This window comes from Burkholderia sp. RF7-non_BP4 (genome assembly GCF_001521935.1).
Lineage (GTDB): Bacteria > Pseudomonadota > Gammaproteobacteria > Burkholderiales > Burkholderiaceae > Burkholderia > Burkholderia diffusa.
Window position 1 is genome coordinate 101,714 of record NZ_LOTA01000053.1, and the last position, 25,612, is coordinate 127,325.

At 67.4% G+C, this 25,612-nt stretch carries 24 protein-coding genes; 8 read left to right on the forward strand and 16 right to left on the reverse strand.

All coding sequences use genetic code 11. The features are described from left to right. Positions 1-17 precede the first annotated feature (17 nt). From WS49_RS18760 to WS49_RS18790, 8 genes are all read right to left on the reverse strand, one after another. On the reverse strand, positions 18-1,442 hold the full coding sequence (locus WS49_RS18760) for a CheR family methyltransferase (RefSeq protein ID WP_059531668.1): 1,425 nt from the start codon (positions 1,440-1,442) through the stop codon (positions 18-20). Next, complete coding sequence (locus WS49_RS18765; protein ID WP_059531672.1) at positions 1,439-1,951, reverse strand: chemotaxis protein CheW; 513 nt, start codon at positions 1,949-1,951, stop codon at positions 1,439-1,441. The genes WS49_RS18760 and WS49_RS18765 overlap by 4 nt, the downstream gene beginning before the upstream one ends. Then, entirely contained in the window at positions 1,948-3,624 is a 1,677-nt protein-coding gene (locus tag WS49_RS18770; protein ID WP_059531674.1) for a methyl-accepting chemotaxis protein, read from the reverse strand. The genes WS49_RS18765 and WS49_RS18770 overlap by 4 nt, the downstream gene beginning before the upstream one ends. Positions 3,625-3,747: 123 nt before the next feature. Continuing rightward, a complete protein-coding gene (locus WS49_RS18775) occupies positions 3,748-4,881 on the reverse strand; it encodes a hybrid sensor histidine kinase/response regulator (protein ID WP_059531677.1) in 1,134 nt (377 codons plus the stop codon). Between the two features lie 256 nt (positions 4,882-5,137). Further along, on the reverse strand, positions 5,138-5,353 hold the full coding sequence (locus tag WS49_RS35135) for a hypothetical protein (RefSeq protein WP_156441415.1): 216 nt from the start codon (positions 5,351-5,353) through the stop codon (positions 5,138-5,140). A 33-nt stretch (positions 5,354-5,386) separates the two neighbouring features. Then, a complete protein-coding gene (locus WS49_RS18780; RefSeq protein ID WP_059531680.1) occupies positions 5,387-6,970 on the reverse strand; it encodes a Na+/H+ antiporter in 1,584 nt (527 codons plus the stop codon). A gap of 255 nt (positions 6,971-7,225) precedes the next feature. Continuing rightward, entirely contained in the window at positions 7,226-8,659 is a 1,434-nt protein-coding gene (locus WS49_RS18785; protein WP_059531683.1) for an aldehyde dehydrogenase family protein, read from the reverse strand. Positions 8,660-8,687: 28 nt separating this feature from the next. After that, positions 8,688-10,328, reverse strand: a complete 1,641-nt coding sequence (locus tag WS49_RS18790; protein ID WP_059531686.1) for an acetolactate synthase large subunit — start codon at positions 10,326-10,328, stop codon at positions 8,688-8,690. A gap of 377 nt (positions 10,329-10,705) precedes the next feature. Between WS49_RS18790 and WS49_RS18795 the strand changes: the two genes are divergently transcribed. Together WS49_RS18795 and WS49_RS18800 are read left to right on the forward strand one after the other, a co-directional pair. Then, complete coding sequence (locus tag WS49_RS18795) at positions 10,706-11,023, forward strand: type II toxin-antitoxin system RelE/ParE family toxin (protein ID WP_107938181.1); 318 nt, start codon at positions 10,706-10,708, stop codon at positions 11,021-11,023. 3 nt (positions 11,024-11,026) lie between these two features. Next, entirely contained in the window at positions 11,027-11,326 is a 300-nt protein-coding gene (locus WS49_RS18800; RefSeq protein ID WP_006750245.1) for an addiction module antidote protein, read from the forward strand. A gap of 48 nt (positions 11,327-11,374) precedes the next feature. On the opposite strand, the gene WS49_RS18805 is transcribed toward WS49_RS18800, so the two are convergent. The 5 genes from WS49_RS18805 to andAc all read right to left on the reverse strand — a co-directional run bounded on the left by WS49_RS18805 (position 11,375) and on the right by andAc (position 16,153). Continuing rightward, entirely contained in the window at positions 11,375-12,661 is a 1,287-nt protein-coding gene (locus WS49_RS18805; RefSeq protein WP_059531692.1) for a DUF445 domain-containing protein, read from the reverse strand. A gap of 164 nt (positions 12,662-12,825) precedes the next feature. After that, positions 12,826-14,046 carry an anthranilate 1,2-dioxygenase system ferredoxin--NAD(+) reductase gene (gene andAa, locus WS49_RS18810; RefSeq protein ID WP_059531695.1) on the reverse strand — a complete coding sequence of 407 codons (1,221 nt, stop codon included), beginning with the start codon at positions 14,044-14,046 and terminating at the stop codon, positions 12,826-12,828. Next, entirely contained in the window at positions 14,036-14,362 is a 327-nt protein-coding gene (gene andAb / locus WS49_RS18815; protein ID WP_039344765.1) for an anthranilate 1,2-dioxygenase ferredoxin subunit AndAb, read from the reverse strand. Before andAb ends, andAa begins: the two co-directional genes overlap by 11 nt. A gap of 16 nt (positions 14,363-14,378) precedes the next feature. Next, a complete protein-coding gene (gene andAd / locus WS49_RS18820) occupies positions 14,379-14,864 on the reverse strand; it encodes an anthranilate 1,2-dioxygenase small subunit AndAd (protein WP_059531699.1) in 486 nt (161 codons plus the stop codon). A gap of 17 nt (positions 14,865-14,881) precedes the next feature. Further along, positions 14,882-16,153: an anthranilate 1,2-dioxygenase large subunit AndAc gene (andAc, locus tag WS49_RS18825; protein WP_059448779.1), complete on the reverse strand. Its 1,272-nt coding sequence runs from the start codon at positions 16,151-16,153 to the stop codon at positions 14,882-14,884. 212 nt (positions 16,154-16,365) lie between these two features. Between andAc and andR the strand changes: the two genes are divergently transcribed. Further along, positions 16,366-17,322 (forward strand): anthranilate 1,2-dioxygenase regulatory protein AndR, encoded by a 957-nt coding sequence (gene andR, locus WS49_RS18830; protein WP_059531702.1) that lies wholly within the window; start codon positions 16,366-16,368, stop codon positions 17,320-17,322. A 175-nt stretch (positions 17,323-17,497) separates the two neighbouring features. Here andR and WS49_RS18835 read toward each other — a convergent pair whose 3' ends face one another. Further along, on the reverse strand, positions 17,498-18,388 hold the full coding sequence (locus WS49_RS18835; RefSeq protein ID WP_059531705.1) for a LysR family transcriptional regulator: 891 nt from the start codon (positions 18,386-18,388) through the stop codon (positions 17,498-17,500). Positions 18,389-18,479: 91 nt separating this feature from the next. Here WS49_RS18835 and WS49_RS18840 point away from each other — a divergent pair, with 91 nt between their 5' ends. From WS49_RS18840 to catC, 3 genes are read left to right on the forward strand one after another with little or no spacing between them, the layout of a single operon-like run. Continuing rightward, positions 18,480-19,613, forward strand: a complete 1,134-nt coding sequence (locus tag WS49_RS18840) for a muconate/chloromuconate family cycloisomerase (RefSeq protein ID WP_059531708.1) — start codon at positions 18,480-18,482, stop codon at positions 19,611-19,613. 36 nt (positions 19,614-19,649) lie between these two features. Then, the gene (catA, locus tag WS49_RS18845; RefSeq protein ID WP_059531711.1) at positions 19,650-20,552 is read left to right on the forward strand and encodes a catechol 1,2-dioxygenase; all 903 of its coding nucleotides are present in this window, start codon (positions 19,650-19,652) and stop codon (positions 20,550-20,552) included. Between the two features lie 40 nt (positions 20,553-20,592). Beyond that, positions 20,593-20,883, forward strand: a complete 291-nt coding sequence (gene catC, locus WS49_RS18850) for a muconolactone Delta-isomerase (RefSeq protein ID WP_050017398.1) — start codon at positions 20,593-20,595, stop codon at positions 20,881-20,883. 139 nt (positions 20,884-21,022) lie between these two features. Here the strand turns inward: catC and WS49_RS18855 are convergent, their stop codons facing one another. Then, positions 21,023-21,808: an NAD(P)H-dependent oxidoreductase gene (locus WS49_RS18855; protein ID WP_059531714.1), complete on the reverse strand. Its 786-nt coding sequence runs from the start codon at positions 21,806-21,808 to the stop codon at positions 21,023-21,025. Between the two features lie 86 nt (positions 21,809-21,894). Here WS49_RS18855 and WS49_RS18860 point away from each other — a divergent pair, with 86 nt between their 5' ends. Together WS49_RS18860 and WS49_RS18865 are read left to right on the forward strand one after the other, a co-directional pair. Then, positions 21,895-22,788 carry a LysR family transcriptional regulator gene (locus WS49_RS18860; protein ID WP_059531717.1) on the forward strand — a complete coding sequence of 298 codons (894 nt, stop codon included), beginning with the start codon at positions 21,895-21,897 and terminating at the stop codon, positions 22,786-22,788. Between the two features lie 186 nt (positions 22,789-22,974). Next, positions 22,975-23,379: a DUF2471 family protein gene (locus WS49_RS18865; RefSeq protein WP_059531720.1), complete on the forward strand. Its 405-nt coding sequence runs from the start codon at positions 22,975-22,977 to the stop codon at positions 23,377-23,379. A 125-nt stretch (positions 23,380-23,504) separates the two neighbouring features. Here the strand turns inward: WS49_RS18865 and WS49_RS18870 are convergent, their stop codons facing one another. Further along, on the reverse strand, positions 23,505-25,538 hold the full coding sequence (locus WS49_RS18870) for an NADPH-dependent 2,4-dienoyl-CoA reductase (RefSeq protein ID WP_059531723.1): 2,034 nt from the start codon (positions 25,536-25,538) through the stop codon (positions 23,505-23,507). Between the last annotated feature and the right edge of the window lie 74 nt (positions 25,539-25,612).

Sequence of the window (25,612 nt, forward strand, 5' to 3'; positions counted from 1 at the left end):
CCCAACCCGTATTCCCGTTATCCGGCCGAGCGTCGCGCACGCTCGAGCAGCCATCGCGCGCCGGCGCCGTCGCCGCCGACGTCGAGCAAGGTCGCGAGATGCGTCAGCGCTTCGTGGTGCGTCGGCCGCAGATACAGCGCCTTCCGGTAGAAGTCGCCCGCTTCCGCGACGCGTCCGCGCGCATCCGCGATCAGCCCGTTCAGGTAGAACGCGTCGGCGTGCGGCCCGGCGTGCGCGGAGAATTGCGCGAGCACGCGCTCTGCCTCGTCGAACGCGCCCGCGTTGGCCAGCGCCTGCGCTTCCTCGAGCGTCGGTGCGGCGCTGCCGGCGACCGGTGTCGCCGGTGCGGGCGTGTCGGGCACGTTGGTCACGTTGGCCACCCGGGCCGGCGAGTCGGCGTGCAGGTCGGCCCGCGGTTCGAGCGCCGTCGGGCGCTCGGCCGGCGCGAACGCGGCGCGCGACGGCGCGGCATCGCTCCACGTCGGCGGCACGACAGCCAGCAGCGGGCGCGTCGCGGCCGGCGGCGCCACCGTGAAGCGCTCGGCGCGACGGTGCGGCGCGATCGCGGGCATCGGTGCCGCATGGCCGTCCGCCGCGGCGCCGCCGCGCACGCGATGAAACGCGAACGCCAGCGGTACGCGCGCCGAGCGCATCCCGTGCCGCATCGCGACGCCCGTTTCGGCGGGCCCGACGAACAGCATCCCGTCGTCGGCGAGCGAGTTTTCGAGCGAATCGATCACGCGATCCTGTGCGTCGCGGTCGAAATAGATCAGCACGTTGCGGCAGAACACGAAGTCGTAGCGGATGCCCGTGTCGGGGCCCGGTTCGACCAGGTTCGCCTGGCGAAACTGCACGCACGCGCGCACGCGCTCGTCGAGCAGCCAGCCGTCGGCGACCGGCGTGAAGTAGCGGCCGCGGAATTCGGTCGACGTGCCGCGAAACGCATTGCGCCCGTAGCAGCCGAGCCGCGCCTGTTCGATCGCGCGGGCGCTCAGGTCGATCGCGTCGATCGTGAAGCTGGCCGGATCGAGCCCGGCGTCGAGCAGCGCCATCGCCGCCGAATACGGTTCCTCGCCGGTCGAGCACGGCGCGCTCAGCACGCGGATCACGCGCCCGGGCATCGCGGCAAGCCGCTCGGCCGCGAGCCGCGCGAGCGTGGCGAACGCCTCGCGATCGCGGAAGAACCACGTCTCCGGTACGACGAACAGTTCGATCAGCGCGCGCCGCTCGTCGGCCGACGCGTTGAGCTGCTGCCAGTAGGCGTCGAGCGCTTCCGGCGTGACGGGCGGCCGCGCCGCCGACGGCAGGCGCTCGCCGTCGCCCTGCAGCGCCTGCACGCGCTCCGTCAGCGCGCGGCTCAGGAAATCGTTGCCGAGCGAATCGGGGTCGATGCCGGTCTCGCGCAGCAGCCAGCCGCGAAATCGCGAATCGGGTTCTTTCATGCGGACTCCCCTCCGTGGCCCGGCAGGCCGTCGAACAGATACAGGCGCGCGACGTCGTCGATCAGGTCGGACACCGAGACCTGCTGCACGATCCCGTCCGGCGTGTTCGCGACGCGCCCGAGCCAGCGGGTGCGCGCGGTCGACACGCCGCTGGCGCGGAACGCGGTGCGGTCGATTCGCAGCGTCTGCGTCGCGCGCTCGACGATCAGGCCGACCACGCGATCGCGGTCGGGCTGCCCGACGCGATAGCGCGCCATCACCAGCCGCGTCGACCGCAGCGCATGCGCGCGCCGCCCGAGCGCCAGCATCGGCACGTCGATCACGGGCACGGGCTGACCGCCGCGCATCAGCAGCCCGGCAATCCATTCGGGCGCGCCGGGCACGGCCTTGGCGGTCGCAAGCGGCAGCACCTCGTCGATGTCGGCCGCGTCGAGCGCATAGCGCTCGCCGTCGAGCTCGAACATCAGGAACAGCGCGTGCGCGCCGCCGTGCGACTCGGCGCGCGTCACGCGTCGACCTTGAAGCGCGACACGCTGGTGCGCAACTGGTTCGCGACGAGCGTCAGGTCGTCGATCGCCTGCGACGACTGGCGCAGCGATTCGGCCGTCTGCTGCGCGGCCTCCGACAGTTGCGACAGCGCCTGCGTGATCTGCTCGGCGCCGTTCGCCTGGGTCTGCATCCCTTCGTTGACCATCTGGAAGCGCGGCGCGAGCGTCTGCACCTCGGCGATGATCTGCGACAGCTGTCCGCCGACCTGCTGCACGTCGAGCATCCCGCGGCGCACTTCCTCCGAGAACTTGTCCATCCCCATCACGCCCGCCGACACGGCCGACTGGATCTCCTTCACCGTCTGCTCGATGTCGTACGTCGCCACCGCCGTCTGGTCGGCGAGGCGGCGGATCTCGGTCGCGACGACCGCGAAGCCGCGGCCGTATTCGCCGGCCTTCTCGGCCTCGATCGCCGCGTTCAGCGACAGCAGGTTGGTCTGGTCGGCCACCTTGGTGATCGTCGCGACGACCTGGTTGATGTTCAGCGCCTTCTCGTTGAGGATCGCGAGCTTCGCGTTCACCGAACCGGCCGCGTCCATCACGCTGCGCATCGTCTCGCCCATCCGCGTGAGGCCGCTCTGGCTCACGCCGGCGAGCGTCGCCGACTGCTCGGCCACGCCGGCCACCTCGTTCATCGTGCGCAGCAGGTCGCGCGACGTCGCGAAGATCTCGCGCGAGGTCGCGCCGATCTCGGTCGTCGTCGCCGCGGTCTCGTTCGCGGTCGCCTGCTGCTCGCGCGACGTCGCCGCGATTTCGGCGACCGACGTCGTCACCTGCAGCGACGACTGCTGCGCGCGCGCGACCAGCTCGGTCAGCTCGTCGGCCATCCGGTTGAAGCCCGTCTCGAGCGTGCCGAATTCGTCGCGGCGGCGCAGGTCGAGGCGGCGCGTCAGGTTGCCGGTGCGCATCACGTCGTGCACCTCGACGAGCCGCGCCATCGGCACGGTGACGGAACGGTACAGCCCGTAGCCCAGCCCCAGCGCGGACAGCAGCACGATCGCCAGCGCGGTCGCGAGGACGATCTCGGTGTCCTGCACGGATTCGCGGATCAGTTTCGCGGACTGGTCGGCGAACTTGCGGTTTTCCTGCACCAGGATATTCGCGTTGCGCACGACCTCGGCCCACGCAGGCTGTACCTTCGCATAAGCGGCGACGGCCTCCTCGCGCGACGCGCGGCTCTTCTGCACCGCGTCGTTCAGCAGCGGCAGGTAGCGGTCGAAGGCGCCGCGAAACGCCGCGAAGCGCTGACGGTCGTCATCGCGGAACGTCGTGTTCTGATAGTCGACCGACAACGACTCGATCTCCTTGAGCGTCTCGCCGATCTTCGCGAAATCACGCTGCACGAGTTCGGGATCGGTGTCGACGAACGTCGCCTGCTGCAGCGTCGCGAACGATTCGTTGACCGCCCCGCGCAGCGACGCCGCCAGATACACGCCCGGCAGCGAATCGCGTTCGATGCTGACGGCCTCGGTGTTGATCGCACGCAGGCGCTCGTAGGACACGCCGGCCGTCACCAGCATCAGCACGAACAACACGCCGAAGCTGAACAGGATACGGTTGCCGAGCGTCAGCCGGGCGGTGCCGATCGTCGGGTGCAGGCTTTCATTGGTCGCGCGAGGCGTCACGGTGGCCATGTTCGTTATGGGCTTTCTAAAATCAGCGTTGAAAAAAACCGCGCCCGCCCGCGCGCCGGACGGCGCGCCACGAGCGCATCGGGGTCTGCGGGCGGCGCGGCACCGGCCGGCCGCGCCGCGAAATCATCGCTCCGCTTGCGCCGGCAGCCGAAGCGCGACCATGAAGCCGCGCGCCGTATTGCGCATCAGGATCTGGCCGCGATGCCGCGCGGCCGTCGCGCGGACGAACGCAAGCCCGAGGCCGAAGCCGCTGCGCGCCGCGCCATGCGCGGATTCGAGCCGCACGAACGACTCGGTCGCGGCCGTGCGCTGCTCGGGCGCGATGCCGGAGCCGGCGTCCTCGACGCCGATCAGCCACGCACCGCCGTCGTCGCTCAGCGTGCAGTGCACGTCCGTGCCGGCCGGGCCGTACTTCAGCGCGTTGTCGATCAGGTTCGCGACCGCGCGCGTGAGCATCATGCGGTCGCCCATCGTCACGCACTCGGTGCCGGGCACGTGGGCAAATACCCGGCTGCCGAATCCGGCCGCCTTCTCCCACAGCTGGTCGACGGCGTCGAGCACGATCTCGTTGAGACTCAGGACCTCGTGCGCGCGGCGTTCCGACTGCGCGCGGGTCAGGTGGATGAAGCCGTCGGCGAGCGCGAGCGCGCGCCGTGCGTGGCCGGCAATGCGCTCCATGATCGGCGGCATGTCGCCGTGCTCGGTCCGGTAGACCTCGAGCAGCGCGAGGATCGACGTCTGCGGCGAACGCATGTCGTGCGACAGGAAATCCAGCGCTTCGTCGCGCTGGCGCGACATCAGGTACGAATTCGAGTGATAGCGGATGCGCGCGGTCAGCTCCATCGCGTCCGGGAGCTTCACGAGGTAGTCGTTCGCGCCGGCGATGAACGCCTCGCGCTTGACGATCGGCTCCTCCTTCGCCGACAGCACGATGATCGGCACGCGTGCGGTGTCGGTGTCCGCGCGCCACGCGCGAACAAGGTCGAGGCCGTCGATTTCCGGCATCACGAGATCCTGCAGGATGACCGTCGGCTTCACGTCGCGCGCGACCGCCATCGCCCGATGTGCGTCCGTGCACACATGCAGGTCGATATCGTGCTCGCTGCGCAATGCGCGGCGGATCACCTCGCCGACGAACGGCTGATCGTCGACGAGGAGAACCGATAGCCCCGACTCCAGACAATCCGGCGCATTTTCACCGCTGGATTCTTTCATAAATACCGTTTCAAACGCCAAATCTCCAATTGATTCTTTCATAGGAGTTGTTTATCCGACTTGGACGCCATCTTAAAACTGGCGGCGGAGAAATCCGCCAATTGTTGCCGATCTGGCCTGTCGGCATTGCCTCGCGGGGATCCGAGCGCCGAATTCACCCCGACGACGGTCGCATTACCTCCGCGCGCTTTCTCTCAATAAAGATAACCGGCTGATTCTAAATGAAATTAGAACACAGCATCTATCTCCTTCCGGTTTAGTTTTGCCAAATATGGTGAAAGAGCGGGATTCAGATAAATCAGATCATTTCCGGATGCGAAAGACGATAACGTTTGCGAAGCCGGCGCCGCGAGGTTTGCATGCGCTGCAAGGCCGTCGTGTCGAACGCTTTGGGGCCGGATTCCGAAGCGGCGGAATCGGGAGAGATGGAAGGGGAAAAATCGTGCGCCGCGCCTGGATCGGCGCGACGCGAAGGCTCGCGGCACCGCGCGACGAACACGATCGGCGCGGCCACGCGGCCGCGCGTTCATGGCGTGCGCGCCGCCCGCTACCCGCGCGCGTGCTGCGCGGACACTTCCTGCAGGTCGAGATCGCGCTCGAGCATGTGCAGCATCTCGTCGTGGATGCGGCCCGAACGATGCAGGCGCAACAATTCCGCACGCCCGGCCTTGATCGCGGCCAGCACGACGTCGTAGTGCGCGGTGCGTACCTCCGCCGGATAAGCAGGCTCGTTCTTCGCCCGCTCGGTCAGTTCCGCGCGATACGTGTATTGCTCCAGCAGGCGCGGGTGAATCACCTTGCCGCTCTCGTCGCGCACCAGCGGCTGGATCGCCGCGAGCTGCGCGGCCTCGATATGCGCCCACGCCTGCGGCTCGGTCAGGTGATGCGCGGCGCGCTCCTCGCGCTGGGGCAGGCGCAGCAGCCGAATCAGCGGCCCGATGGTCGTGCCCTGCATGAGCACGGTGACGAGGATCACCGCGAACGACGCGACCAGGATCACGTCGCGGCCCGGCATCGCCTCCGGCAACGACAGCGCGATCGCCAGCGTCACGACCCCGCGCATCCCGGCCCAGCTCATGATCGTCGCGGCCTTCCAGTCGGGTGCGGCACCACGCCGAATGATCCCGCGCACCGGCACCTTCAGCGCCTCGACCGCGTAGATCCAGACGAAGCGCGACACGATCACCGCCACCAGCACCGCGAGCACCGGCGGGACCATCGTCGCGAGCACCTGCTCGAAACCGCCGAGCCGGTGGATCGCGCCGCGCAGCGACAGCCCGATCAGCACGAACACCAGCGCTTCGAGCAGGAACACGATGACCTGCCAGAACGCGGTGCCGCGCGTGCGCACGGCCGCCGAGAACACCTCGTGCTGATGCCAGCCGACGATCATGCCGGCCGTGACCGTCGCGATCACGCCCGACACCTCGACCATCTCGCCCGCGATGTACGCGATCCAGCCGGCGATCACCGCGACGGTAATCACCAGATAGTCGTCATCGAGCAGCTTCAGGAACCACACGACGAGCTTGCCGACCAGGAAGCCGACCACGACACCGCCGAGCCCGAGTTCCGCGAAGCGCACGACCGCGTGCTCGAGGCTGAACGCGCCCGTCAGCGCGGCGGCGACCGCGAAGCGGAACAGCACCAGGCCCGCCGCATCGTTCAACAGGCTTTCCCCTTCGAGCAGCACCATCAGCCGGCGCGGCAGCGCGACGCGTTCGAGCACCGCCTTCGCGGCCACCGCGTCGGGCGGCGACACGATCGCGCCGAGCGCGAAGCACGCGGCCCACGGCAGCGACGGCACGACCCAGTGCACGGCGAAACCGACCGCGAACGTCGTGAACACCACCGCGCCGATCGCGAGCATCATGATGCCGCCGACGTTGCGCTTGAATTCCTCCCATACCGAGAAATACGCGCCGTCCATCAGCAGCGGCGGCAGGAACACGAGCAGCACGAGTTCCGGATCGAGGTTGATCGGCGGCAGGCCGGGAATGAACGCGATGCCGATGCCGCCGATCAGCAGCGCGGCCGCGGGCGGCAATCGCAACCGCTTGGCGATGTATTCGAGCGCGACGATCGCGAGGAATGACAACAGAATCAGCTTGAATGCCGAGACGGGGGACATGAATCGACCTCGTGAGGAATGAATGCGCACGCCAGCCGGTGTCGTACCCCGGTTGGCCAATTCGCGCGATTACATCACGATGCGATGCAGGCAGTCGAGCGCGTTCGGCAAGCACGGCGCGCGGTGCCGCCACGATGACGCAATGGCGGGCATCGCCGCGCCCGTCGGCGTGCGCCGAGACGAAAACGGCACGCGGGCCGGCACGATCGCCCGCCCGCCCGCGTGCCGTCAGCCGTCAGGCCGCCGCCCGTCGCGCTAGCGGCGCCGCACGACCATCAGGCGCGGCTCGGTCATGTCCTCGATCGCGTAGCGGATCCCTTCGCGGCCGAGCCCCGAATCCTTCACGCCGCCATACGGCATGTTGTCGACGCGGAACGACGGCACGTCGTTGATCACGACACCGCCCACCTCCAGCTCGTCCCACGCACGCTGCGCATGCGCGAGCGAATCGGTGAACACGCCGGCCTGCAGCCCGAAGTCGCTGTCGTTGACGCGCGCGAGCGCATCGTCGAAGCGCTCGAACTTTTCGAGGATCGCGACGGGACCGAATGCCTCCTTGCGGTACAGGTCCTGTTCCCGACCGACGTTTTCCAGCAGTGTCGCCTCGAACATCGCGCCGTCGACCTTGCCGCCCGCGACGATCTTCGCGCCCGCCGCGACGGCCGCGTCCATCCAGCCGGACAGCCGGCGCGATTCGGATTCGGAAATCATCGGGCCGACGAACGTCGACGGATCCTTCGGATCGCCCATCTTCAGCGAACGCGTCTTCGCGATCAGCTTGTCGCGCAGCGCGTCGTACAGATCCGCATGCACGAGGATCCGCTGCACGCCGATGCAGCTCTGGCCCGACTGGTAATACGCGCCGAACGCGAGACGCTCGACCACGTAGTCGAGCTGCTCGCGCTGGTCCGCGTCGACGATCGCCGCCGCGTTGCCGCCGAGCTCCAGCACGACCTTCTTCTTCCCGGCCTTCTCCTTGAGCGCCCAGCCCACGGCCGGCGAACCGGTGAACGACAGCAGCCTGAAGCGCTCGTCGGTCGTGAACAGGTCCGCGCCGTCGCGATGCGCGGGCAGCACCGAGAATGCCCCCTTCGGCAGGTCGGTTTCGGCGAGCACCTCGCCGATGATCAGCGCGCCGATCGGCGTGCGGCTCGCGGGTTTCAGCACGAACGGACAGCCCGCGGCCAACGCGGGTGCGACCTTGTGCGCGGCGAGGTTCAGCGGGAAGTTGAACGGCGAGATGAACGAGCACGGGCCGATCGGCACGCGCCGCGTATAGCCGGTGTAGCCTTGCGCGCGTGCCGAGATCTCGAGGTTGATCACCTCGCCGTCGATGCGCACCGACTCCTCGGACGCGACGCGGAACGTATCGATCAGCCGCGTCACTTCGCCCTTCGAATCGTTGATCGGCTTGCCGGCCTCGATGCACAGCGCCTCGGCCAGCTCGTCGAATCGCTCGCGAAAGCGCGCGACGCAGTGGTCGAGCACCGCCTGACGCTTGTACGCCGGCAACTCGCGCATCGGCTTCGCGGCGTCGACCGCCGCGCCGATGGCCGCATCGATCGCCTTCGCGTCGGCCAGCGCGACGCGGGTCGCGACCTTGCCGCTGAATTTGTCGGTCACTTCCAGATCGGTGTTCGCGTAGACGGCCTCGTTGGCCAGATAGTACGGATAGGTATCCTTCAGCATGGAACGCTCCTTCCGGTGAACTGCGGATTCAGAGTTGCGCCGACAGGCGCTTGATTTCGCGGTTGAGCACGCGTTCGTTGTCCGAATAGTCGATCGGCACGTCGATCACGTGCACGCCCGGCGTCGCGAAGCAGTCGCGCAGCAGCGGCTCGAGATCGTCGGCCGCTTCGACGCGATGCCCGTGCGCGCCGTAGCTCTGCGCATACGACACGAAATCGGGGTTCTTCAACGTCATCGCGAAATCGGGGAAGTTCATGTTCTCCTGCTTCCAGCGGATCATTCCGAACGCGTCGTCGCGCAGGATCATCACGACGATGTCGAGCTTCAGCCGCACGGCCGTTTCGAGTTCCTGCGAATTCATCATGAAGCCGCCGTCGCCGCACACGGCGATCACCTTGCGCTGCGGATGCACGATCTTCGTCGCGATCGCCGACGGCAGGCCCGCGCCCATCGACGCGAGCGCGTTGTCGAGCAGCAGCGAGTTCGGTTCATGCGCACGCCAGTAGCGCGCGAACCAGATCTTGTACATCCCGTTGTCGAGACAGACGATCCCGTCGGTCGGCAGCGCGTTGTACAGGTCGTTCACGATCCGCACCGGGTACATCGGGAAGCGCGGGTCGTGCTGGCCTTTCTGCAGGTGCGCGTCGAAGTGCTCCTTGATCATCGCGAAGCGCGCGAAATCCCAATGCGGCTGCGGCGCAATCGCCTCCTTCATCTGCCACACCGCGTTCGCGATGTCGCCGACCACCTCGATCTGCGGGAAGTAGACGGGATCGACCTGCGCGCCGAGGAAGTTCACGTGGATCACGGTCTTGTCGTCCGTGCGCATGAAGAACGGCGGCTTCTCGATCACGTCGTGGCCGACGTTGATGATGCAGTCCGCATGCTCGATCGCGCGGTGCACGAAGTCGCCGTCGGACAGCGTCGCGTTGCCGAGCCACAGCGGATGCGTTTCGTCGATCACGCCCTTGCCCATCTGGGTCGTGAAGAACGGGATGCCCGTCTTGTCGACGAATTCGAGCAGCATCTTGCAGGTCGTCTTGCGATTGCCGCCCGCGCCGATCATCAACAGCGGGTGGCGCGCGGCCTGGATCGCGTCGACCGCGTGCGCGACCGCCTTCTCCTCCGCCACCGGCCGCCGGCTGTAGCTGCGCGGAATCGGCTTGCCGTCGCCCTCCTCGTGCGCGATGTCCTCCGGGAGTTCGAGATGCGCGGCGCCGGGGCGCTCCTCCTCCGCGCGACGGAACGCCTCGCGCACCGCCGACGGGATGTTGCCGATCGACACGATCTGTCGCGTGAACTTCGTGAGCGGCTGCATCATGCCGACGACGTCGACGATCTGGAAGTGCCCCTGCTTGCTGGACTTGATCGGCTTCTGCCCGGTGATCATCAGCATCGGCATGCCGCCGAGCTGCGCATACGCGGCAGCCGTCACGAAGTTGGTCGCGCCCGGCCCGAGCGTCGCGAGACACACGCCGGTGCGGCCCGTCAGCCGGCCGTAGGTGGCGGCCATGAATCCGGCCGCCTGCTCGTGCCGGGTCAACACGAGCTTAATCTTCGATCGCCGCAGCGATTCGAGCAGATCGAGGTTTTCCTCGCCGGGGATGCCGAACACATACTCGACGCCTTCGGCTTCCAGCGCCTTCACGAACAGATCCGATGCTTTCATGGGGGACTCTCGGTTGATGCCGCCTGCCCGGCTTACGAGCGCGCGACGTTCAGAACACGCGCCGGCCTACGGCACGCGGACGCTTTACCTACTGGTGACCACGGCACTGCCCGCCGCGTAACGCACGGCGGTGCCTCCCTGTGCAGGAGGACAAACGGATCCGCCCGCGCGCGGCAAGCACGCACGGGCGGCAAGGACGTTTTTGATTGTAGACGGATTCGCGGAATTCCGACTTCGGCCGAATGGCCGGGTCCGGCCGCGCAAAAGGATCGGCCTGACGGCCAATTCGCCCTCAAACGGCACGCGCGGCCCTATCGTTGGACGCACCCCGATTCCATTCACCAAACCTGTGAACCATGGTTGACATACCGCGATCCATGTCCTACAGTGCGCCTACGTTCAGTATCCGGACTACCGACGTCTTCGACGCGTGGTTTGCCCGCCTGCAGGATCGCGTCGCCCGGCGGCGCATCCAGGCGCGCATCGACCGTCTGTCGATGGGCAACCCGGGCGACTGGAAATCCGCCGGCTCACCCGTCGTCGAAATGCGTGTCGACCACGGCCCCGGCTATCGCGTCTATTACGTCAGACGCGGAACGATATGGGTGATCCTGCTCTGCGGCGGCGACAAGTCGACGCAACAGGCGGACATCCGCGCCGCGCACGCGATGCTCGAGCGGCTCGACCTGGAGTGATCGATGGACAAGATCAAGACCCGGCCGTGGGATTCGGCCGAACACCTGAAAACCGACGACGACATGGCCGACTACTTCGAGGCCTGTCTGCAGGAAGCCGGCGACGACCCGGCCTTCATCGCGCATGCGCTCGGCGTGATCGCCCGCGCGCGCGGCATGTCGCAGGTCGCGCGCGATGCGGGCCTGTCGCGCGAAGGTCTGTACAAGGCGCTGTCGCACGACGGCAATCCGAGCTTCGGCACGATCCTGAAAGTGATCAAGGCCCTCGGCCTGCAACTGCACGGCGCGAAGGCACACGCTTGATTCAGCGGCATACGGCGGCGCGCCACGTGCGCGACGGCCGCACCCGCATCAATGCAACCACTCGGCCGCCCAGCGCGGCACCAGCGAGACCAGATACAGCCCGAGCCCGATCAGCCCGCCGACCAGCGTGCCGTTGATGCGGATGTACTGCAGATCCTTGCCGATGTTCAACTCGATTTGCCGCGACATCTCGCGCGCATCCCAGTTGCGCACCGTATCGCGGATGTGACGCATCAGGAAATCCGCGAAATCCGGCGCCATCTCGTGCACGGCCTTCTCGACGTGCTCGTTCAGCGACGCGCGCAGCGCCGGGCTCTCCGCGAGCCGCGCGCCGAGCCAGCCGCCGAGCGTCGCGGCCTGCCGGTGCAGCGTCGAATCGGGCCGCGCGAGATCGGCCTTCAGCCATGCGCGCAACTGGTCCCACAGATCGCGTACATAGTCGTTGAACGCGTCGCCGTCGCGGATGTAGCGCTTGATCTCGTCGCCCTTCGCGATGAATACCGGGTCATGCTTCAGCCGCTCGGTGAGCCGCACGACCGTGCGGTCGAAGCGCTGCCGCAATTCGTGCTCCGGATCCGCCGCCACGCCCTCGAGCACGCGGCTCACCGCGCTCGCCAGCATGCGCGCGCCGTTCTCGCCGAACCACTGCGTCGGCATGATCTTCTCGACCTTCGGGTATTGCGTCTTCAGCCATTCGACGATGAAGCCCGCGATCACCTCGCGGTTCTCTTCCTTGTCGAGCACGTCGACCACCTGCCCGATCGCGTCGTCGAGCAACGCCTGGTGACGGCCGTCCTTCGTCAGCGTGTCGAGGATCGCGCCCACCGATTGCGACAGGTCGATCCGGTCGATCACCGCGCGGAACGCGTCGTGGACGAACGACTGGATCCGCGCATCGTCGGTCATGTCGAGCGCGAAGCTCATCAGCTTCGTCACGTAGCCGCCGAGCGCGTCGGTGTTCGCGGGCTCGCCGAGCCATGCGCCGAGTTTCCGTGCGGGATCGTGCTGGCGAATCTGCGCGACGAGTGCGTCGGGGCCGAGGAATTTCTCGCGCACGAACACCGCGAGGTTGTCGGCGATCTTGTCCTTGTTCTTCGGGATGATTTCGGTGTGGCGCGACACGAACGGGATCGGCACGCGGCGGAACAGCGCGACGACCGCGAACCAGTCGGCGAGCGCACCGACCATCGCGGCCTCGGCCACCGCCTTGAAACCGTCGACCCACGGGCCGCGCGGCAGCAGGATCGTCGTGACGAATACCGCGACCGCGGCCAGCAGCAGCCATAGCGCGCGGCGCTTGCTGCGTTTCAGTTCGAGGGCTTTGTCTGGCGTCATGGGCGACCGGTGAAACGGCAATGCCGCTAATATGCACCGATCGCCGGCCCGCGACAAACCCGCGCGCGTGGCGCGAGCCGGAAAGGTTGCCCGGAACAGGTGTCCCTCGACGTTTCAGCGACCCGACGCGAACACGGCCGCGCCGGCCGCGTTCGCGCACTGCCTCAGAGAAACGTCTTCAGGTTCACCGCCGGATCGGCGAGCTTCGCCGGATCGGGCACGGCGCCTGCCGCGATCAGGCGCCGCGATGCACCGATGTCGCGCCCCAGATTCGCCGCGGCCACCGCGGCGATCTTCCCGTCGTCGTCGAGCCCGAACACCGTGAACGGCCCGCTCGCGGGATCGCCACGCACGACGGTCGTTCGCTCGCCGCCGAACAGCCCGAGCATCTGCAGGTTGCAATCGTACTGATCGGACCACAGCCACGGCAGCTCGGCATAGATTTCGTCCGCACCCAGCAGGTTCGCGGCCGCGACCGCCGGCTGATTCTCCGCGACCTGCCACGACTCGATCCGCACGTGACGCCCGAGCAGCGGATTGAAGTGCATCGTCACCTCGCCCGCCGCGAAGATCGCGCGATCGGCCGTCCGGCATCCCGCATCGACACGGATGCCGTTGTCGACCGCGAGGCCGGCCGCCTGCGCAAGTTCGACGTTGGGCACGACGCCGATGCCGATCACGACGACATCGGCCGGCACGTCGCCGCGATCGGTCTCGACGATCGCGCCGCCGCCCGGTGCGCGACGAATCGCGCGCGGCAGCGTGGCCATCTGGAAGATCACGCCGCGTGCGTCATGCAGTTGCCGCGCATACGCGCCGACGACTTCCGGCAACGCACGCTGCAGCAGGCGTTGAGCCGGGTCGATCACCGTCACGCCGCAACCGAGCTGGCGTGCCGCGGCCGCCACTTCGAGGCCGATGAAGCCGCCGCCGAGCACCGCCACGCGACGCCCCGGCGCGAGCTGCGCGCGCAACGCACGCGCGTCGGCAACGGTGCGCACGTAATGCGGGACGACGCCGTCGTCGACCGGCCCGCCGAATGCACGCACGCGCGAACCCGTCGCGAGCACGAGCCGGGCGTACGGCAACGTCGCGCCGTCGTCGAGCCGCACGCGCTGCGCATCGCGCTCGATCGCGTCGACGCGCGTGCCGAGCCGCAGCTCGATGCGCTGCGCGTCGTACCAGGCCGCATCGCGGATGAACGCGCGCTGCTCGCCGCCGTCGCCCAGCAGCGCGTCCTTCGACAGCGCGGGCCGATCGTACGGCAGCTCGCGCTCCGCGCCGATCATCACGATGCGCGCGTCGGCGTCGCGCGCGCGCAGCGCCTCGGCCGTGCGCCGCGCCGCGTGGCCGGCGCCGACGATCACGAACGGGTCAGCCGACATTGACTTCCACCTGACCGTCGACGATCCGGATCGGATACGTCCGTACCGGCTCGGTGATCGGCGCGCATTTCGGCGCACCGGTGCGAATGTCGATCAGCCCCTGGTGCAGCGGGCATTCGACGCAGCCGTCTTCCACATAGCCTTCGGACAGCCGCGCGTGACCATGCGAACAGAGGTCGTGCATCGCGAACAGTTCGTCGCCGATCCGGAACACCGCGATCGGCTTCTGGCCGGCGACGCGCGCGGCCGGTTCGTCTTCGGAGAATTCGTCGAATGCGCCCAGCGGATGCCATTCGGCGAGCGTTGCTTCGGTCATGTCGTTTCCTTCGCAGTCAGATCGGGGTGGCGAGCAGCGTCTGCACGCGCGACGTGTCGTAGATCACGCGCTTGGTCTTGTAGCGCAGCCCGTCGGGCGTGCGCACGACCGTGTCGTAGTACTTGCCGGCCTGGTACACGTTCGATTCGCCGTTGCTGCGCGTCTGCACGACCACGTAGTTGCTCTCGGTGTCGATCTCGCCGTCGCGCTCCGCGACGATCGTGAGGCCCGACGTCATGTGCCGGTACGTGTGCTCTTCAAAGATGTTCGCGTGCCGCAGCGACACCACGCGGTCGCGCAGCATCCGCTGGTTCGTGCAGTGGACGATCCCGACCGGCAGCCCGAGATCCGCGTTCTCCTTCGGCACGATCTCGTACGTGCAGTCCTCGGTGAACATTTCCGGCCAGTGTTCGAGCCGGTCGTTGTCGAGGTGGCCGATGTAGCGGTTCTGGAGCATGTAAATCTCGAACCACGTCTTCATGTCTTCCGTCAGGTTTTCCATCGTTCCGCGCTCCCGCTTCAATAGCCCATCAGCTTCTGGTACCCGACCCAGAACTTGCGGATCAGGCTTTCGGTGATCACCGTGTCCTGCTGGTCCGGGTTGCCGCGCGACATCTCGATCACCGACGTCGCATCCGCATCTCGCACCGTGCCGCGCTGCACCAGTTCGGTCGCCTCGGTGTCCTCCATCGAGATGTAGCCGGCCGGCCCGACCAGGTTCGCCTGCTTGATGCGCAGCGCGCGCAGTTCGGGCGTGTCGTCCGCGTAGCCGAAGAAGTGGAAGATCAGCTCGAAGTTGTCCGGCCCCTTCGGCAGGATCTGGCGCGCGACCAGCGTGTTGTGGATCTGCTGGATCACGAGTTGCGGAAAGATCGGCTGGATATGGTTCGTGCAGTCCTCGTCGTATTCCGACACGAGATCGAGGATCGATTCGTCTTCCAGATGGAAGCCCTCGTCGAACGAGCGGATGTTCTGCTGCTTGTACGCGGCCGACGTGTCGTCGCCCGTCTTCGTCACGGTGATGATGCTGTGCAGCCCGTGGTTCGCATCCGGAATCGAGCGCGCCTTCATCCCGACGCGGAAGATGTTGAAGGTCGTATGGAACAGGTGCAGCATGCTCGCGTGATACGGATCCTTCACGTTCTCCATGTACAGCTTCCAGTTCGACTTCGAATACTGGCGCGTGCAGCCGAGATACTCGATCGGCTTGTGGAAGATGCGGTCGATCCACGGACGCATCTGCTCGCCGAGATAGTCGGGCAGCGGCGCCACGTCATCGCTGAAGGTCGCGAACACGAGCCCGCGATAGCTGTCGACACGCAGCTTGCGCAGCCCGTGCTGCTTCGGGTCGAAGTCGGCCGGCATCCCGGTCATCCCCTTCTGGCCGCGCCGGAACGGCACGCCGAGCAGGTTGCCCTGGTTGTCGAAGCTCCACTGGTGGTACACGCACGTGTGCGAGCTCGCGTTGCCGCGCGACTTGCGGCACACCTGCGCGCCGCGGTGCGCGCAGCGGTTCACCCATGCGGACAGCGTGCCGTCCTCGGTGCGCGTGACGACGACCGGCGTGTCGCCGACGAACGTGCTCTTGAAGTCGCCGGCGTTCGGGATTTCCGCTTCCAGCGCGACGAAGTTCCAGGTCGGCCCGCGGAAGATGCGTTCCTGCTCGCGATCGTAGACCGCGCGCGAGCTGAACACCTTGTACGGCACGCGCGAGCCGTCGTCGTGCGGAAAGCGCACATCGGACGCGTCGTCGCGCGCGGCGAATACGACGGGCGATTCTGTCTGCTCCATGTCGGACTCCTTCTGGTTCCGTTTCGTTGATTGCATGGAGCCGATTTTTGAAAAGCTAATATTCGGCGTCTATCCGGAAAGTGCGATTGCGGCGGCGCAATATCCACTTTCGGCGGATTTCTGCGCTAGCATGGCGACACACGCGACCCGCGCACGATCGTGACCCATTCGTCGGATCGAAGCGCCCGTCGTTCATACCAAGGCCGATGCCCATGTCCCCAACGTCGTTCGAGCCGCTTGCGCTGCGTGCGCACCGGCTGTTCGAATCCCGCGATCTCGACGAGACGCGCGAGCGGATCTCGCGCGTGATGCAGCCGCATGCGCTGCTGCCGAGCGGCCGCGTGCAAGGCGCGTCGCATATGGATTTCGTGCGGCTCGGCGGGCTCGGGATCGGCACCATCGCGTTCGGCGACGCGATGCGCGTGCAGGTCGACGCCGTCGACGGCTATTACCTGCTGATGTTCTGCCTGTCCGGGCAGGCGGAGGTCCACGCGATGGGGCGCCGGCTCGGCGTCGACGGGCAGACCGGCGTGCTGTGCGCGCCCGGCGAGCGCTTCGACGCGGTGCTGTCCGCCGATTGCGAGCAGTTCGTGCTGCGCATCGATGCCGCGACCGTCGGCTCGCTGACCGGCGACCCGCGCGCGATGCTCGACCCCGTGCTGCACATCAGCGATGCCGCACTCACCGCGTGGCGCCAGCAGTTGATGCTCGTCGCCCGCTCGCCGGCGCTGCTCGAACGGGCGAACGCGAACCCGCGCGTCGCGTCGCAGCTCGAGCATCTGCTGATCGATTTGCTGATCGAAGGCCACCCGCCGTCGGCGCCGAGCGCGCGCCAGGATCCCGCGCCGGGCTTCGTGCGGCGCGCGCAGGAGTTCGTGAACGCGCACTACGCGCAACCGCTGCAGCTCGCCGATATCGTCCAGGCCGCCAACGTACCGGAGCGGACGCTGCGCGACGCCTTCCTGCAGTTCCGCGGGATGAGCCCGATGCAATACCTGCGCGCGACGCGGCTCGAGCATGCGCGGGAGTTGCTGCGCGGGTCGGTGTCCGAGCGACGGATCGCCGATATCGCGCTCGATTGCGGGTTCACGCATCTCGGGCGATTCGCGATCGCGTACCGGGAGAAGTTCGGCGAATCGCCTTCGGAGACGCTCGACGGGAAGCGGTAGGCGGTAGACGGGCGCGGGCTCCCCGCCTTGGCCGATTGCCGGCCGGCGCAGCTTGCCGGCTTGCTGCCCGCCTGCATCAGCGGCATATGACATCTGCATCGCGATACCGGCTCCGTATTCGGCCTGGCCCGCCGAATTTGACCGTTAGTTGCGGTCAATACGGAAATGACCGCCGCTACGCCGCCGGCGCGATCATCTCCCGCGCGATCGCGCAGAACGCGGTCGTCGCGGCGCTTTCGCCGTGCAGCCGGCGGCTCATGATGATCGGCGAGGTCGCCGTGGGTTCCGGCAGCCGCCGATAGACGACGCCCTTCACGCGCACGCCTTCCACGCTTTCCGGCACCAGCGACACGCCCACCTGCGCAGCGACGAGCCCGAGCGCCGTCTGCAGTTCGCGCACCTCGTGCACGGCCGCCGGCACGAGCGCGCCGTCGCGCAGCGCGGACAGTTGCTGGTCCGCGAAGCTCGGTCGCGGCGTGCTCGGATAGACGATCAGCGTTTCGTTCGCGATGTCCGCGAGCGTCAGCGGCCGGTCCGGATCGGCGAGCGGATGCCCGACCGGCAGCGCCGCGATGAGCTTTTCCTCGATCAGCGCCTCGCGCACGAGCTGGTCGTCGTCGAAACGCAGGCGGCCGAACCCGACGTCGATCCGCCCGCCCTTCAGCGCGCCGAGCTGCTCGAGCGTGAACATTTCGATCAGCGACAGCTCGACGCCCGGATGCGCCTCGCGAAACGCGCGGATCACGTCCGGCAGCGCGCCGTAGAGCGTCGACGGCACGAAGCCGATCACGATCCGCTCCGACAACTGCGCGAGCCGCCGCGTCAGGGGGCCGAGCTCGTCGGCCTGTTCGACGACGCGCGTCGCCTGCGCATAGAACACGCGGCCCGCGTCGGTCAGTTTCAGCGGCCGCGCGCCGCGCTCGAACAGCGGCAGCCCGACCTCGTCCTCGATCGCCTGGAGCTGGCGGCTCAGCGGCGGCTGCGTCATGTGCAGCCGCTCCGCGGCCCGCGTGATGTTCATTTCCTCCGCGACGGCGATGAAGTACCGAAGCTGGCGCAATTCCATTTCATGCCTCGAAGGTATGGAAGTAGTCGGAAAGAGTGTTGGACGCCGCCGGGCGGGAATTCCTACCATGTGCACCAACAGGAGGAATCGCATGATAGCAACTACCGCCACCGTCGAACGCATCGAGACGCTGCTCGTCGACGTGCCGACGATCAGGCCCCACAAGCTCTCGGTCGCCACGATGAATTGCCAGACCCTCGTGCTGGTCCGTGTTCGATGCACGGACGGTATCGAAGGCGTCGGCGAGGCGACCACGATCGGCGGTCTCGCGTATGGCGAGGAAAGCCCCGAGAGCATCAAGGTCAACATCGACACCTACTTCGCGCCGCTCCTGCAAGGCATGGACGCGACGCGCCCGGGCGCCGCGATGGCGCGTGCGCGCAAGCTGTTCCAGGGCAACCGGTTCGCGAAGTGCGCGATCGAGACCGCGCTGTTCGACGCGCAGGCGCGCCGCCTCGGCGTGCCGCTGTCCGAGCTGTTCGGCGGCCGCACCACCGATGCGGTCGATGTCGCGTGGACGCTCGCGAGCGGCGACACGCAGCGCGATATCGCGGAAGCCGAGGCGATGCTCGACGCGCGCCGCCATCGCGCATTCAAGCTGAAGATCGGATCGAACGCGGTCGACGACGACGTCGCGCACGTGATCGCGATCAAGCGCGCGCTCGGCGAGCGCGGCGACGTCCGCGTCGACGTGAACCAGGCATGGACCGAAACCGACGCGATCCGGGCCGGCGCACGCCTCGCGGAGGCCGGCGTGAGCCTCGTCGAGCAGCCGATCGCCGCGACCAATCGCGCGGGGCTCAAACGCCTCACGCAGCTCGCGCAGATTCCGATCATGGCCGACGAGGCGCTGCACGGCCCCGTCGATGCGTTCGCACTCGCGCAGGACCGCGCGGCCGACGTGTTCGCGGTGAAGATCGCGCAATCGGGCGGCCTGCTCGGTGCGGCGAGCGTCGCATCGATCGCGTCGGCGGCCGGCATCGACCTGTACGGCGGCACGATGCTCGAAGGCGCGGCCGGCACGATGGCGTCCGCGCAACTGTTCAGCACGTTCGGCTCGCTGAAATGGGGCACCGAGCTGTTCGGCCCGCTGCTGCTCACGGAGGAAATCCTCGTCGAGCCGCTGCGTTACCAGGATTTCAAGCTGCACCTGCCGGCGACGCCCGGCCTCGGCATCGCCTTCGACTGGGCCCGCATCGAACGGATGCGACGCAACGCCCGCTGATCCCGCATGACACGACAACCGAAACCGGAGACACAGATGAACAAGCAAGCCATCGACGCCCTGCTGAAAACCTTCGACGACGCCGCGGAAAAGCCCGGCAACCCGCGCGTGCGCGCGATCGTCAACCGGATCGTGAAGGACATCTGCTACACGATCGAGGACTTCGACGTGCAGCCGAGCGAGTTCTGGACCGCGCTCAACTACCTGAACGAAGCCGGCCGTGAATTCGGGCTGATCGCCGCGGGCCTCGGCCTCGAGCGCTTCCTCGACGTGCGGATGGACGAGGCCGAGGAAAAGGCCGGCTTCCACGGCGGCACGCCGCGCACGATCGAAGGGCCGCTGTACGTCGCGGGCGCGCCGGAATCGGTCGGCCATGCGCGTCTCGACGACGGCACCGATCCGGGCCAGACGCTGATCATGCGCGGTCAGGTGCTCGGTCAGGACGGCGCGCCGATCGCGAATGCGCTCGTCGAAGTGTGGCACGCGAACCATCTGGGCAACTATTCGTACTTCGACCAGTCGCAGCCGGCGTTCAACCTGCGCCGCTCGATCCGCACCGACGCCGAGGGCCGCTACAGCTTCCGCAGCGTGCTGCCGGTCGGCTACAGCGTGCCGCCGGGCAGCAAGACCGAGCAACTGCTCGACCAGCTCGGCCGTCACGGCCATCGTCCGGCGCACATCCACTTCTTCGTTTCCGCGGACGGATATCGTAAGCTGACGACGCAGATCAACATCGAAGGCGATCCGCACATCTGGGACGACTTCGCATTCGCGACCCGCGAGGGGCTGATCCCGAAGATCAAGCAGGCCGAGGGCGCGGAAGGCAAGCCGTATGGCGTCGACGGGCAATTCGCGCTGATCGACTTCGATTTCTCGCTGCTCAAGGACAAGCAGGACGTGCCGGCGAGCGAAGTCGAGCGGGCGCGTGCACAGGCCTGAGCGGTCCCGTTCGACGAATCGACAACGCAAGGAGCGCAGGATGCTGTTTCATGTGGAAATGACCGTCCGTCTGCCGGCGGACATGGATCCGGTCAAGGCGGCCACGCTGAAGGCCGAAGAGAAGGCGATGTGCCAGCGGCTGATGAACGAAGGGACCTGGCGGCATCTGTGGCGGATCGCGGGGCAGTATGCGAACGTCAGCATTTTCGACGTCGAAAGCGTGCAGCAACTGCATGACGTGTTGAGTCAGCTGCCGTTGTTTCCGTATATGGAGATGGAAGTGCGGGCGCTGTGCCGGCATCCGTCTTCGGTGCGGGAGGATGATCGGTGAGCGAACGCGACGCGCGGCGCGACTGAACGGCCGCGAAGAGTACGACACGGGCGGCCGGCGATTTTCTCGCCGGTCGCCCGTGTCGCTTTGCAGCCGTCACGTCCAGGTATCGCCCCGCATCACGACGATGCGGCGACGATCACCGCTCCTGCGCCAGATGCGCCGCGAACCCCACCGTCCCCGGCGCGATCTCCGCCTTCAGCGTCAGCGCCGGAATATCGTAGTCGCCCGCGTTCTGCCGCCGGAACGGAATCGGCTGCGCGGTCCACAGTTCGTCGAGACGTTTGCCGAGCGCAGCACGCGTTTCGTCGAAACGCGCGTCATCCATCCGGTGCGTCTGGTAGATCACGAACGGCGGCAGCACGTCGAAGCCGGGGTAATAGAGAATCCCGTGCTGGATCGGAAACAGCACGTCGTCGATCGGCCCGTTGATGCCGCGTGCGCTGTAATGCGACTCCCAGCCGCCCGTCGTGACGACGATCATCGCGCGCTTGCCCGCAAGCGAACCTTCGCCGTAACGGTCGCCCCAGTGCAGGTCGGAATGTTCGCCGACGCCGTATGCAAAACCATACGCATACACGCGCTCGACCCAGCCCTTCATGATCGCCGGCATCGAAAACCACCACAGCGGGAACTGCAGGATCACCGCGTCGGCCCACTTCAATTTTTCCTGTTCGCGCGCGATGTCTTCACTTTGCGTGCCCGTCGCGAACGCGTGCTTCGAATCGAGCGACGGATCGAAACGCGCGTCGGGCGTGCGATCGGTCACGTCGTTCGCGTCGAACGCGGCCTTCCAGTTCATCGCATACAGGTCCGTCACCTGCACGCTATGCCCCGCCGCTTCGAGCCGCTCGACGGCAAAGTCGCGCAGCGCGCCGTTCAGCGAACGCGGTTCCGGATGGGCATAAACGATCAGCACATTCATGTTCGTCACTCCGTTGATTGAATGACTGCAGGATGCCGTCGCCGAAGGTATATTTGAAATGAATTCCTGAAATTCCAGGTATAGCCATGAACAATCTCAGACGACTGGATCTGAACCTGCTGGTCACGCTCGACGTGCTGCTCGCCGAGCACAACGTCACGCGTGCGGCCGAAAAACTGAACATGTCGCAGCCGTCGGTCAGCGTGCAGTTGCAGAAACTGCGCGATTTCTTCGGCGATCCGCTGTTGCTGCCCGGACCGCGCGGCATGCGGCCGACCGCACGCGCGGAAACGCTGCGCGAGCCGCTGCGGGACGCGCTCGACGCGGTCGAACGCGCGGTGCTGACGGCCACGCCGTTCGATCCGGCAACCGCGACGAACACGTGGCGCGTGGCCGCGACCGACTACGGCGAATCGACGATCGTCCTGCCCGCGCTGAACACGCTGCGGTCGGCCGCCCCCGCGACGCGCGTCGCCGTCGTCGAGCTCGTGCCGCCGCGCATCGAGCAGGACGCGGAGCGAAACGGCATCGACCTGGCCTTCCACACGACGGAAGGTTCACCGGAAGGGATGCGGCGCCTGCCGCTGTTCGTCGAGCGCTACGTGCTCGTCGGCCGCGCCGGGCATCCGAAGCTGAAGCGGCGCCCGACGCTCGCGCAGTTCGGCGCGCTGGAACACGTGATCGTGTCGCCCGACGGCGGCGGCTTCTTCGGCGTGACCGATGAAACGCTCGCGAAAGCGGGCGCCGCGCGGCGTGTCGTGCTGTCCGTTCCGCATTTCCTGTTCGTGATGTCGGCCGTCGCCAGCACGGATCTCGTCGCGATGCTGCCCGAGCGTCTGGTGCGCGACGTGCCCGCGCTGCGCGTGGTGGAAGCGCCCGTTCACGTTCCCGGCTATGAAATGTCGATGTTGTGGCACGAGCGCGTGCACCGCGATCCCGCGCATCGGTGGTTGCGCGAGACGATCGCGGCGTCGGTGTAAGTCGTTCGCGAAAGCCGCGCGGCGCGCGCGCCGGCCACCGTCGCCACCGCGCTCGACCCGGTGCCGGCAAACCGACATGCATTCAGGACTTGAAACCGCCTCGGACACTGTATATATTTACAGTGCTTTTGCACCATTTGACCCGAATTCCGTCACCCGTGACGGACGGACTTTTGTGAGGCGACCATGTTCCAGTCATCCGCATTCGATCCCGAGCAACCCGGCTTCAACCCCGCCCACTTCGAACGCGCCGCGCAGCGGGCGGTCGTCGACCTGCAGCGTGTCGTCGGCGGCCCCGCCCAACGCGCGCTCGGCCTGCGGCGCCGCACCCATCCGGCCGCCGTCCGCACGATGAGCTGGCAGGCGCTGCTGAACGTCGAGGAACTCGCGTTCTCGAATACCGGTTTCCTGAGCCGCAACGATCCGACGGTCGTCGACGCGTTCATCCGCCTGCGCGGCAGCCGGCTGGTGGCGGCGGATGTCGAGGAACCGGTCGACTGGCGTCGCGACGACGACGACCTGCCGGCCGTCTACCTGATCGTCAAGGCGATGCTGGAAGCGGAAGAGGAAGAGCGCGCCGAAGCGGCCTGACGCAGGCCGGCCGGTCGCGAGTGGCGTTCTGACGGAATCGCGTCGCCACGTTGCATGGCGACGCGGGAAGTCGCCAGCGCGTCGCGCGACGCACGCCGCCGTTTCCCAACCCGGAACGACGCCCGTTACAGCCGCGCCGCGAGTCGCGATCCTTGATCGATCGCACGCTTCGCATCGAGCTCGGCCGCCAGTTCCGCGCCGCCGATCAGATGCACCGAGCGTCCGGCCGCCTGCAACGGCGCGAGCAGCGCGCGCTGCGGCTCCTGCCCCGTGCACAGCACGATCGTGTCGGCTTCGATCAATTCATGATCGGTCCGCTGCTCGCCGTACGACACGTGCAGCCCGCGCGCGTCGATCCGTTCGTAGTTCACGCCGCCGATCATCTTCACCTGCTTCATCTTCAGCGTCGCGCGGTGAATCCAGCCGGTCGTCTTGCCGAGCCCCTTGCCGAGCGGCGCGGCCTTGCGCTGCAACAGCGTCACTTCGCGAGCCGGTGCCCCGACCTGCGCACGCGTCACGCCGCCGCGCGTCGCGGCCGGATCGGTCACGCCCCACTCCGCTTTCCACTCTTCCAGATCGAGCGTCGGCGACTCGCCGCCCTGCACCAGATATTCGGCGACGTCGAAGCCGATGCCGCCGGCGCCGACCACCGCGACCCGCCGGCCGACCGGCTGCCCGCCGGCGAGCACGTCGATGTAGCTGAGCACGTTCGGCCCGTCCTGGCCGGGAATCTTCGGGTCGCGCGGCGCCACGCCGGTCGCGAGCACGATTTCGTCGTAGCCGCCCGCGATCAGTTCGCTCGCATCGACGCGGCGGTTCAGGTGCAGGTTCACGCCGGTCAGCTCGACCTGACGGCCGAAATAACGCAACGCTTCGTCGAACTCCTCCTTGCCCGGAATCCGCTTCGCCATGTTGAACTGGCCGCCGATCTCCGGCGCCGCGTCGAACAGATCGACGTGGTGGCCGCGCTGCGCGAGCACGGTCGAGCACGCGAGTCCGGCCGGCCCCGCGCCGACCACCGCGATGCGCTTCGGCTGCTGCACGCGTGTATAAATCAGCTCGGTCTCGTGGCATGCGCGCGGATTCAGCAGGCATGACGCGATCCGGTTCTTGAACGCGTGGTCGAGACACGCCTGGTTGCAACCGATGCAGGTGTTGATCTCGTCTGCCCGACCCTGCGCGGCCTTGACGACGAACTCGGCATCCGCGAGCAGCGGGCGCGCCATCGACACCATGTCCGCGCAGCCGTCCGCGAGAATCTGCTCGGCCACCTCGGGCCGGTTGATCCGGTTGGTCGTCACGAGCGGGATGCCGACCTCGCCCTTCATCTTCTTCGTCACCCACGCGAACGCGCCGCGCGGCACCGACGTCGCGATCGTCGGCACGCGCGCCTCGTGCCAGCCGATCCCCGTATTGATGATGGTCGCGCCCGCGCGCTCGACGGCCTTCGCGAGCTGCACGGTCTCGCTCCAGTCGCTGCCGTCCGGAATCAGGTCGAGCATCGACAGCCGGTAGATCAGGATGAAGTCGCGCCCGACCGCCTCGCGCGTGCGCGCGACGATCTCGATCGGCAGCCGGATCCGGTTCTCGTACGAACCGCCCCACTGGTCGCCGCGCTTGTTCGTATGCATCGAGATGAACTGGTTGATCAGGTAGCCCTCGGAGCCCATGATCTCGACGCCGTCGTAGCCGGCCTCGCGCGCAAGCTGCGCGCAGCGGACGAACGCGCGGATCTGCCGCTCGACGCCGCGCGCGCTGAGTTCGTGCGGCGCGAACGGCGAGATCGGCGACTTGATCTTCGACGGCGCGACCGCGAACGGGTGGTAGCCGTAGCGGCCGGTATGCAGGATCTGCAGCGCGATCTTGCCGTCGTCCGCATGCACGGCGTCGGTGATCACGCGATGGCGCCGCGCGCCGGCCGACGTCATCAACGTGCCGCCGAACGGCTTGGTCCAGCCGGCCACGTTCGGCGCGAAGCCGCCGGTCACGATCAGGCCGACGCCGCCGCGCGCGCGTTCGGCGAAATAGTCGGCGAGCCGCGGCAGCGTCTTGCGGCTGTCCTCGAGGCCCGTGTGCATCGAGCCCATCAGCACGCGATTCTTCAGCGTGGTGAAGCCGAGGTCGAGCGGCGCGAGCAGGTGGGGAAAGGAAGTCGTCATGGTGAGTCTGCCGATAAGCGATACGTGCCATCGTAGGCTGCGCGCCGCCTTGAACGTGAGGGGGCAAACAGCCA

What these genes read in the sequence shown, in the direction of transcription:
- WS49_RS18855 (WP_059531714.1), bottom strand. Translation starts at nt 21,808, where the DNA reads ATGAATGTGCTGATCGTTTATGCCCATCCGGAACCGCGTTCGCTGAAC.
- catA (WP_059531711.1), top strand. Translation starts at nt 19,650, where the DNA reads ATGAACAAGCAAGCCATCGACGCCCTGCTGAAAACCTTCGACGACGCC.
- WS49_RS18795 (WP_107938181.1), top strand. Translation starts at nt 10,706, where the DNA reads ATGTCCTACAGTGCGCCTACGTTCAGTATCCGGACTACCGACGTCTTC.
- andAd (WP_059531699.1), bottom strand. Translation starts at nt 14,864, where the DNA reads ATGGAAAACCTGACGGAAGACATGAAGACGTGGTTCGAGATTTACATG.
- WS49_RS18835 (WP_059531705.1), bottom strand. Translation starts at nt 18,388, where the DNA reads ATGGAATTGCGCCAGCTTCGGTACTTCATCGCCGTCGCGGAGGAAATG.
- WS49_RS18860 (WP_059531717.1), top strand. Translation starts at nt 21,895, where the DNA reads ATGAACAATCTCAGACGACTGGATCTGAACCTGCTGGTCACGCTCGAC.
- andR (WP_059531702.1), top strand. Translation starts at nt 16,366, where the DNA reads ATGTCCCCAACGTCGTTCGAGCCGCTTGCGCTGCGTGCGCACCGGCTG.
- WS49_RS18800 (WP_006750245.1), top strand. Translation starts at nt 11,027, where the DNA reads ATGGACAAGATCAAGACCCGGCCGTGGGATTCGGCCGAACACCTGAAA.
- WS49_RS18790 (WP_059531686.1), bottom strand. Translation starts at nt 10,328, where the DNA reads ATGAAAGCATCGGATCTGTTCGTGAAGGCGCTGGAAGCCGAAGGCGTC.
- catC (WP_050017398.1), top strand. Translation starts at nt 20,593, where the DNA reads ATGCTGTTTCATGTGGAAATGACCGTCCGTCTGCCGGCGGACATGGAT.
- WS49_RS18805 (WP_059531692.1), bottom strand. Translation starts at nt 12,661, where the DNA reads ATGACGCCAGACAAAGCCCTCGAACTGAAACGCAGCAAGCGCCGCGCG.
- WS49_RS18865 (WP_059531720.1), top strand. Translation starts at nt 22,975, where the DNA reads ATGTTCCAGTCATCCGCATTCGATCCCGAGCAACCCGGCTTCAACCCC.
- andAc (WP_059448779.1), bottom strand. Translation starts at nt 16,153, where the DNA reads ATGGAGCAGACAGAATCGCCCGTCGTATTCGCCGCGCGCGACGACGCG.
- WS49_RS18775 (WP_059531677.1), bottom strand. Translation starts at nt 4,881, where the DNA reads ATGAAAGAATCAATTGGAGATTTGGCGTTTGAAACGGTATTTATGAAA.
- WS49_RS18760 (WP_059531668.1), bottom strand. Translation starts at nt 1,442, where the DNA reads ATGAAAGAACCCGATTCGCGATTTCGCGGCTGGCTGCTGCGCGAGACC.
- WS49_RS18770 (WP_059531674.1), bottom strand. Translation starts at nt 3,624, where the DNA reads ATGGCCACCGTGACGCCTCGCGCGACCAATGAAAGCCTGCACCCGACG.
- WS49_RS18780 (WP_059531680.1), bottom strand. Translation starts at nt 6,970, where the DNA reads ATGTCCCCCGTCTCGGCATTCAAGCTGATTCTGTTGTCATTCCTCGCG.
- andAa (WP_059531695.1), bottom strand. Translation starts at nt 14,046, where the DNA reads ATGTCGGCTGACCCGTTCGTGATCGTCGGCGCCGGCCACGCGGCGCGG.
- WS49_RS18840 (WP_059531708.1), top strand. Translation starts at nt 18,480, where the DNA reads ATGATAGCAACTACCGCCACCGTCGAACGCATCGAGACGCTGCTCGTC.
- WS49_RS18785 (WP_059531683.1), bottom strand. Translation starts at nt 8,659, where the DNA reads ATGCTGAAGGATACCTATCCGTACTATCTGGCCAACGAGGCCGTCTAC.
- andAb (WP_039344765.1), bottom strand. Translation starts at nt 14,362, where the DNA reads ATGACCGAAGCAACGCTCGCCGAATGGCATCCGCTGGGCGCATTCGAC.
- WS49_RS18870 (WP_059531723.1), bottom strand. Translation starts at nt 25,538, where the DNA reads ATGACGACTTCCTTTCCCCACCTGCTCGCGCCGCTCGACCTCGGCTTC.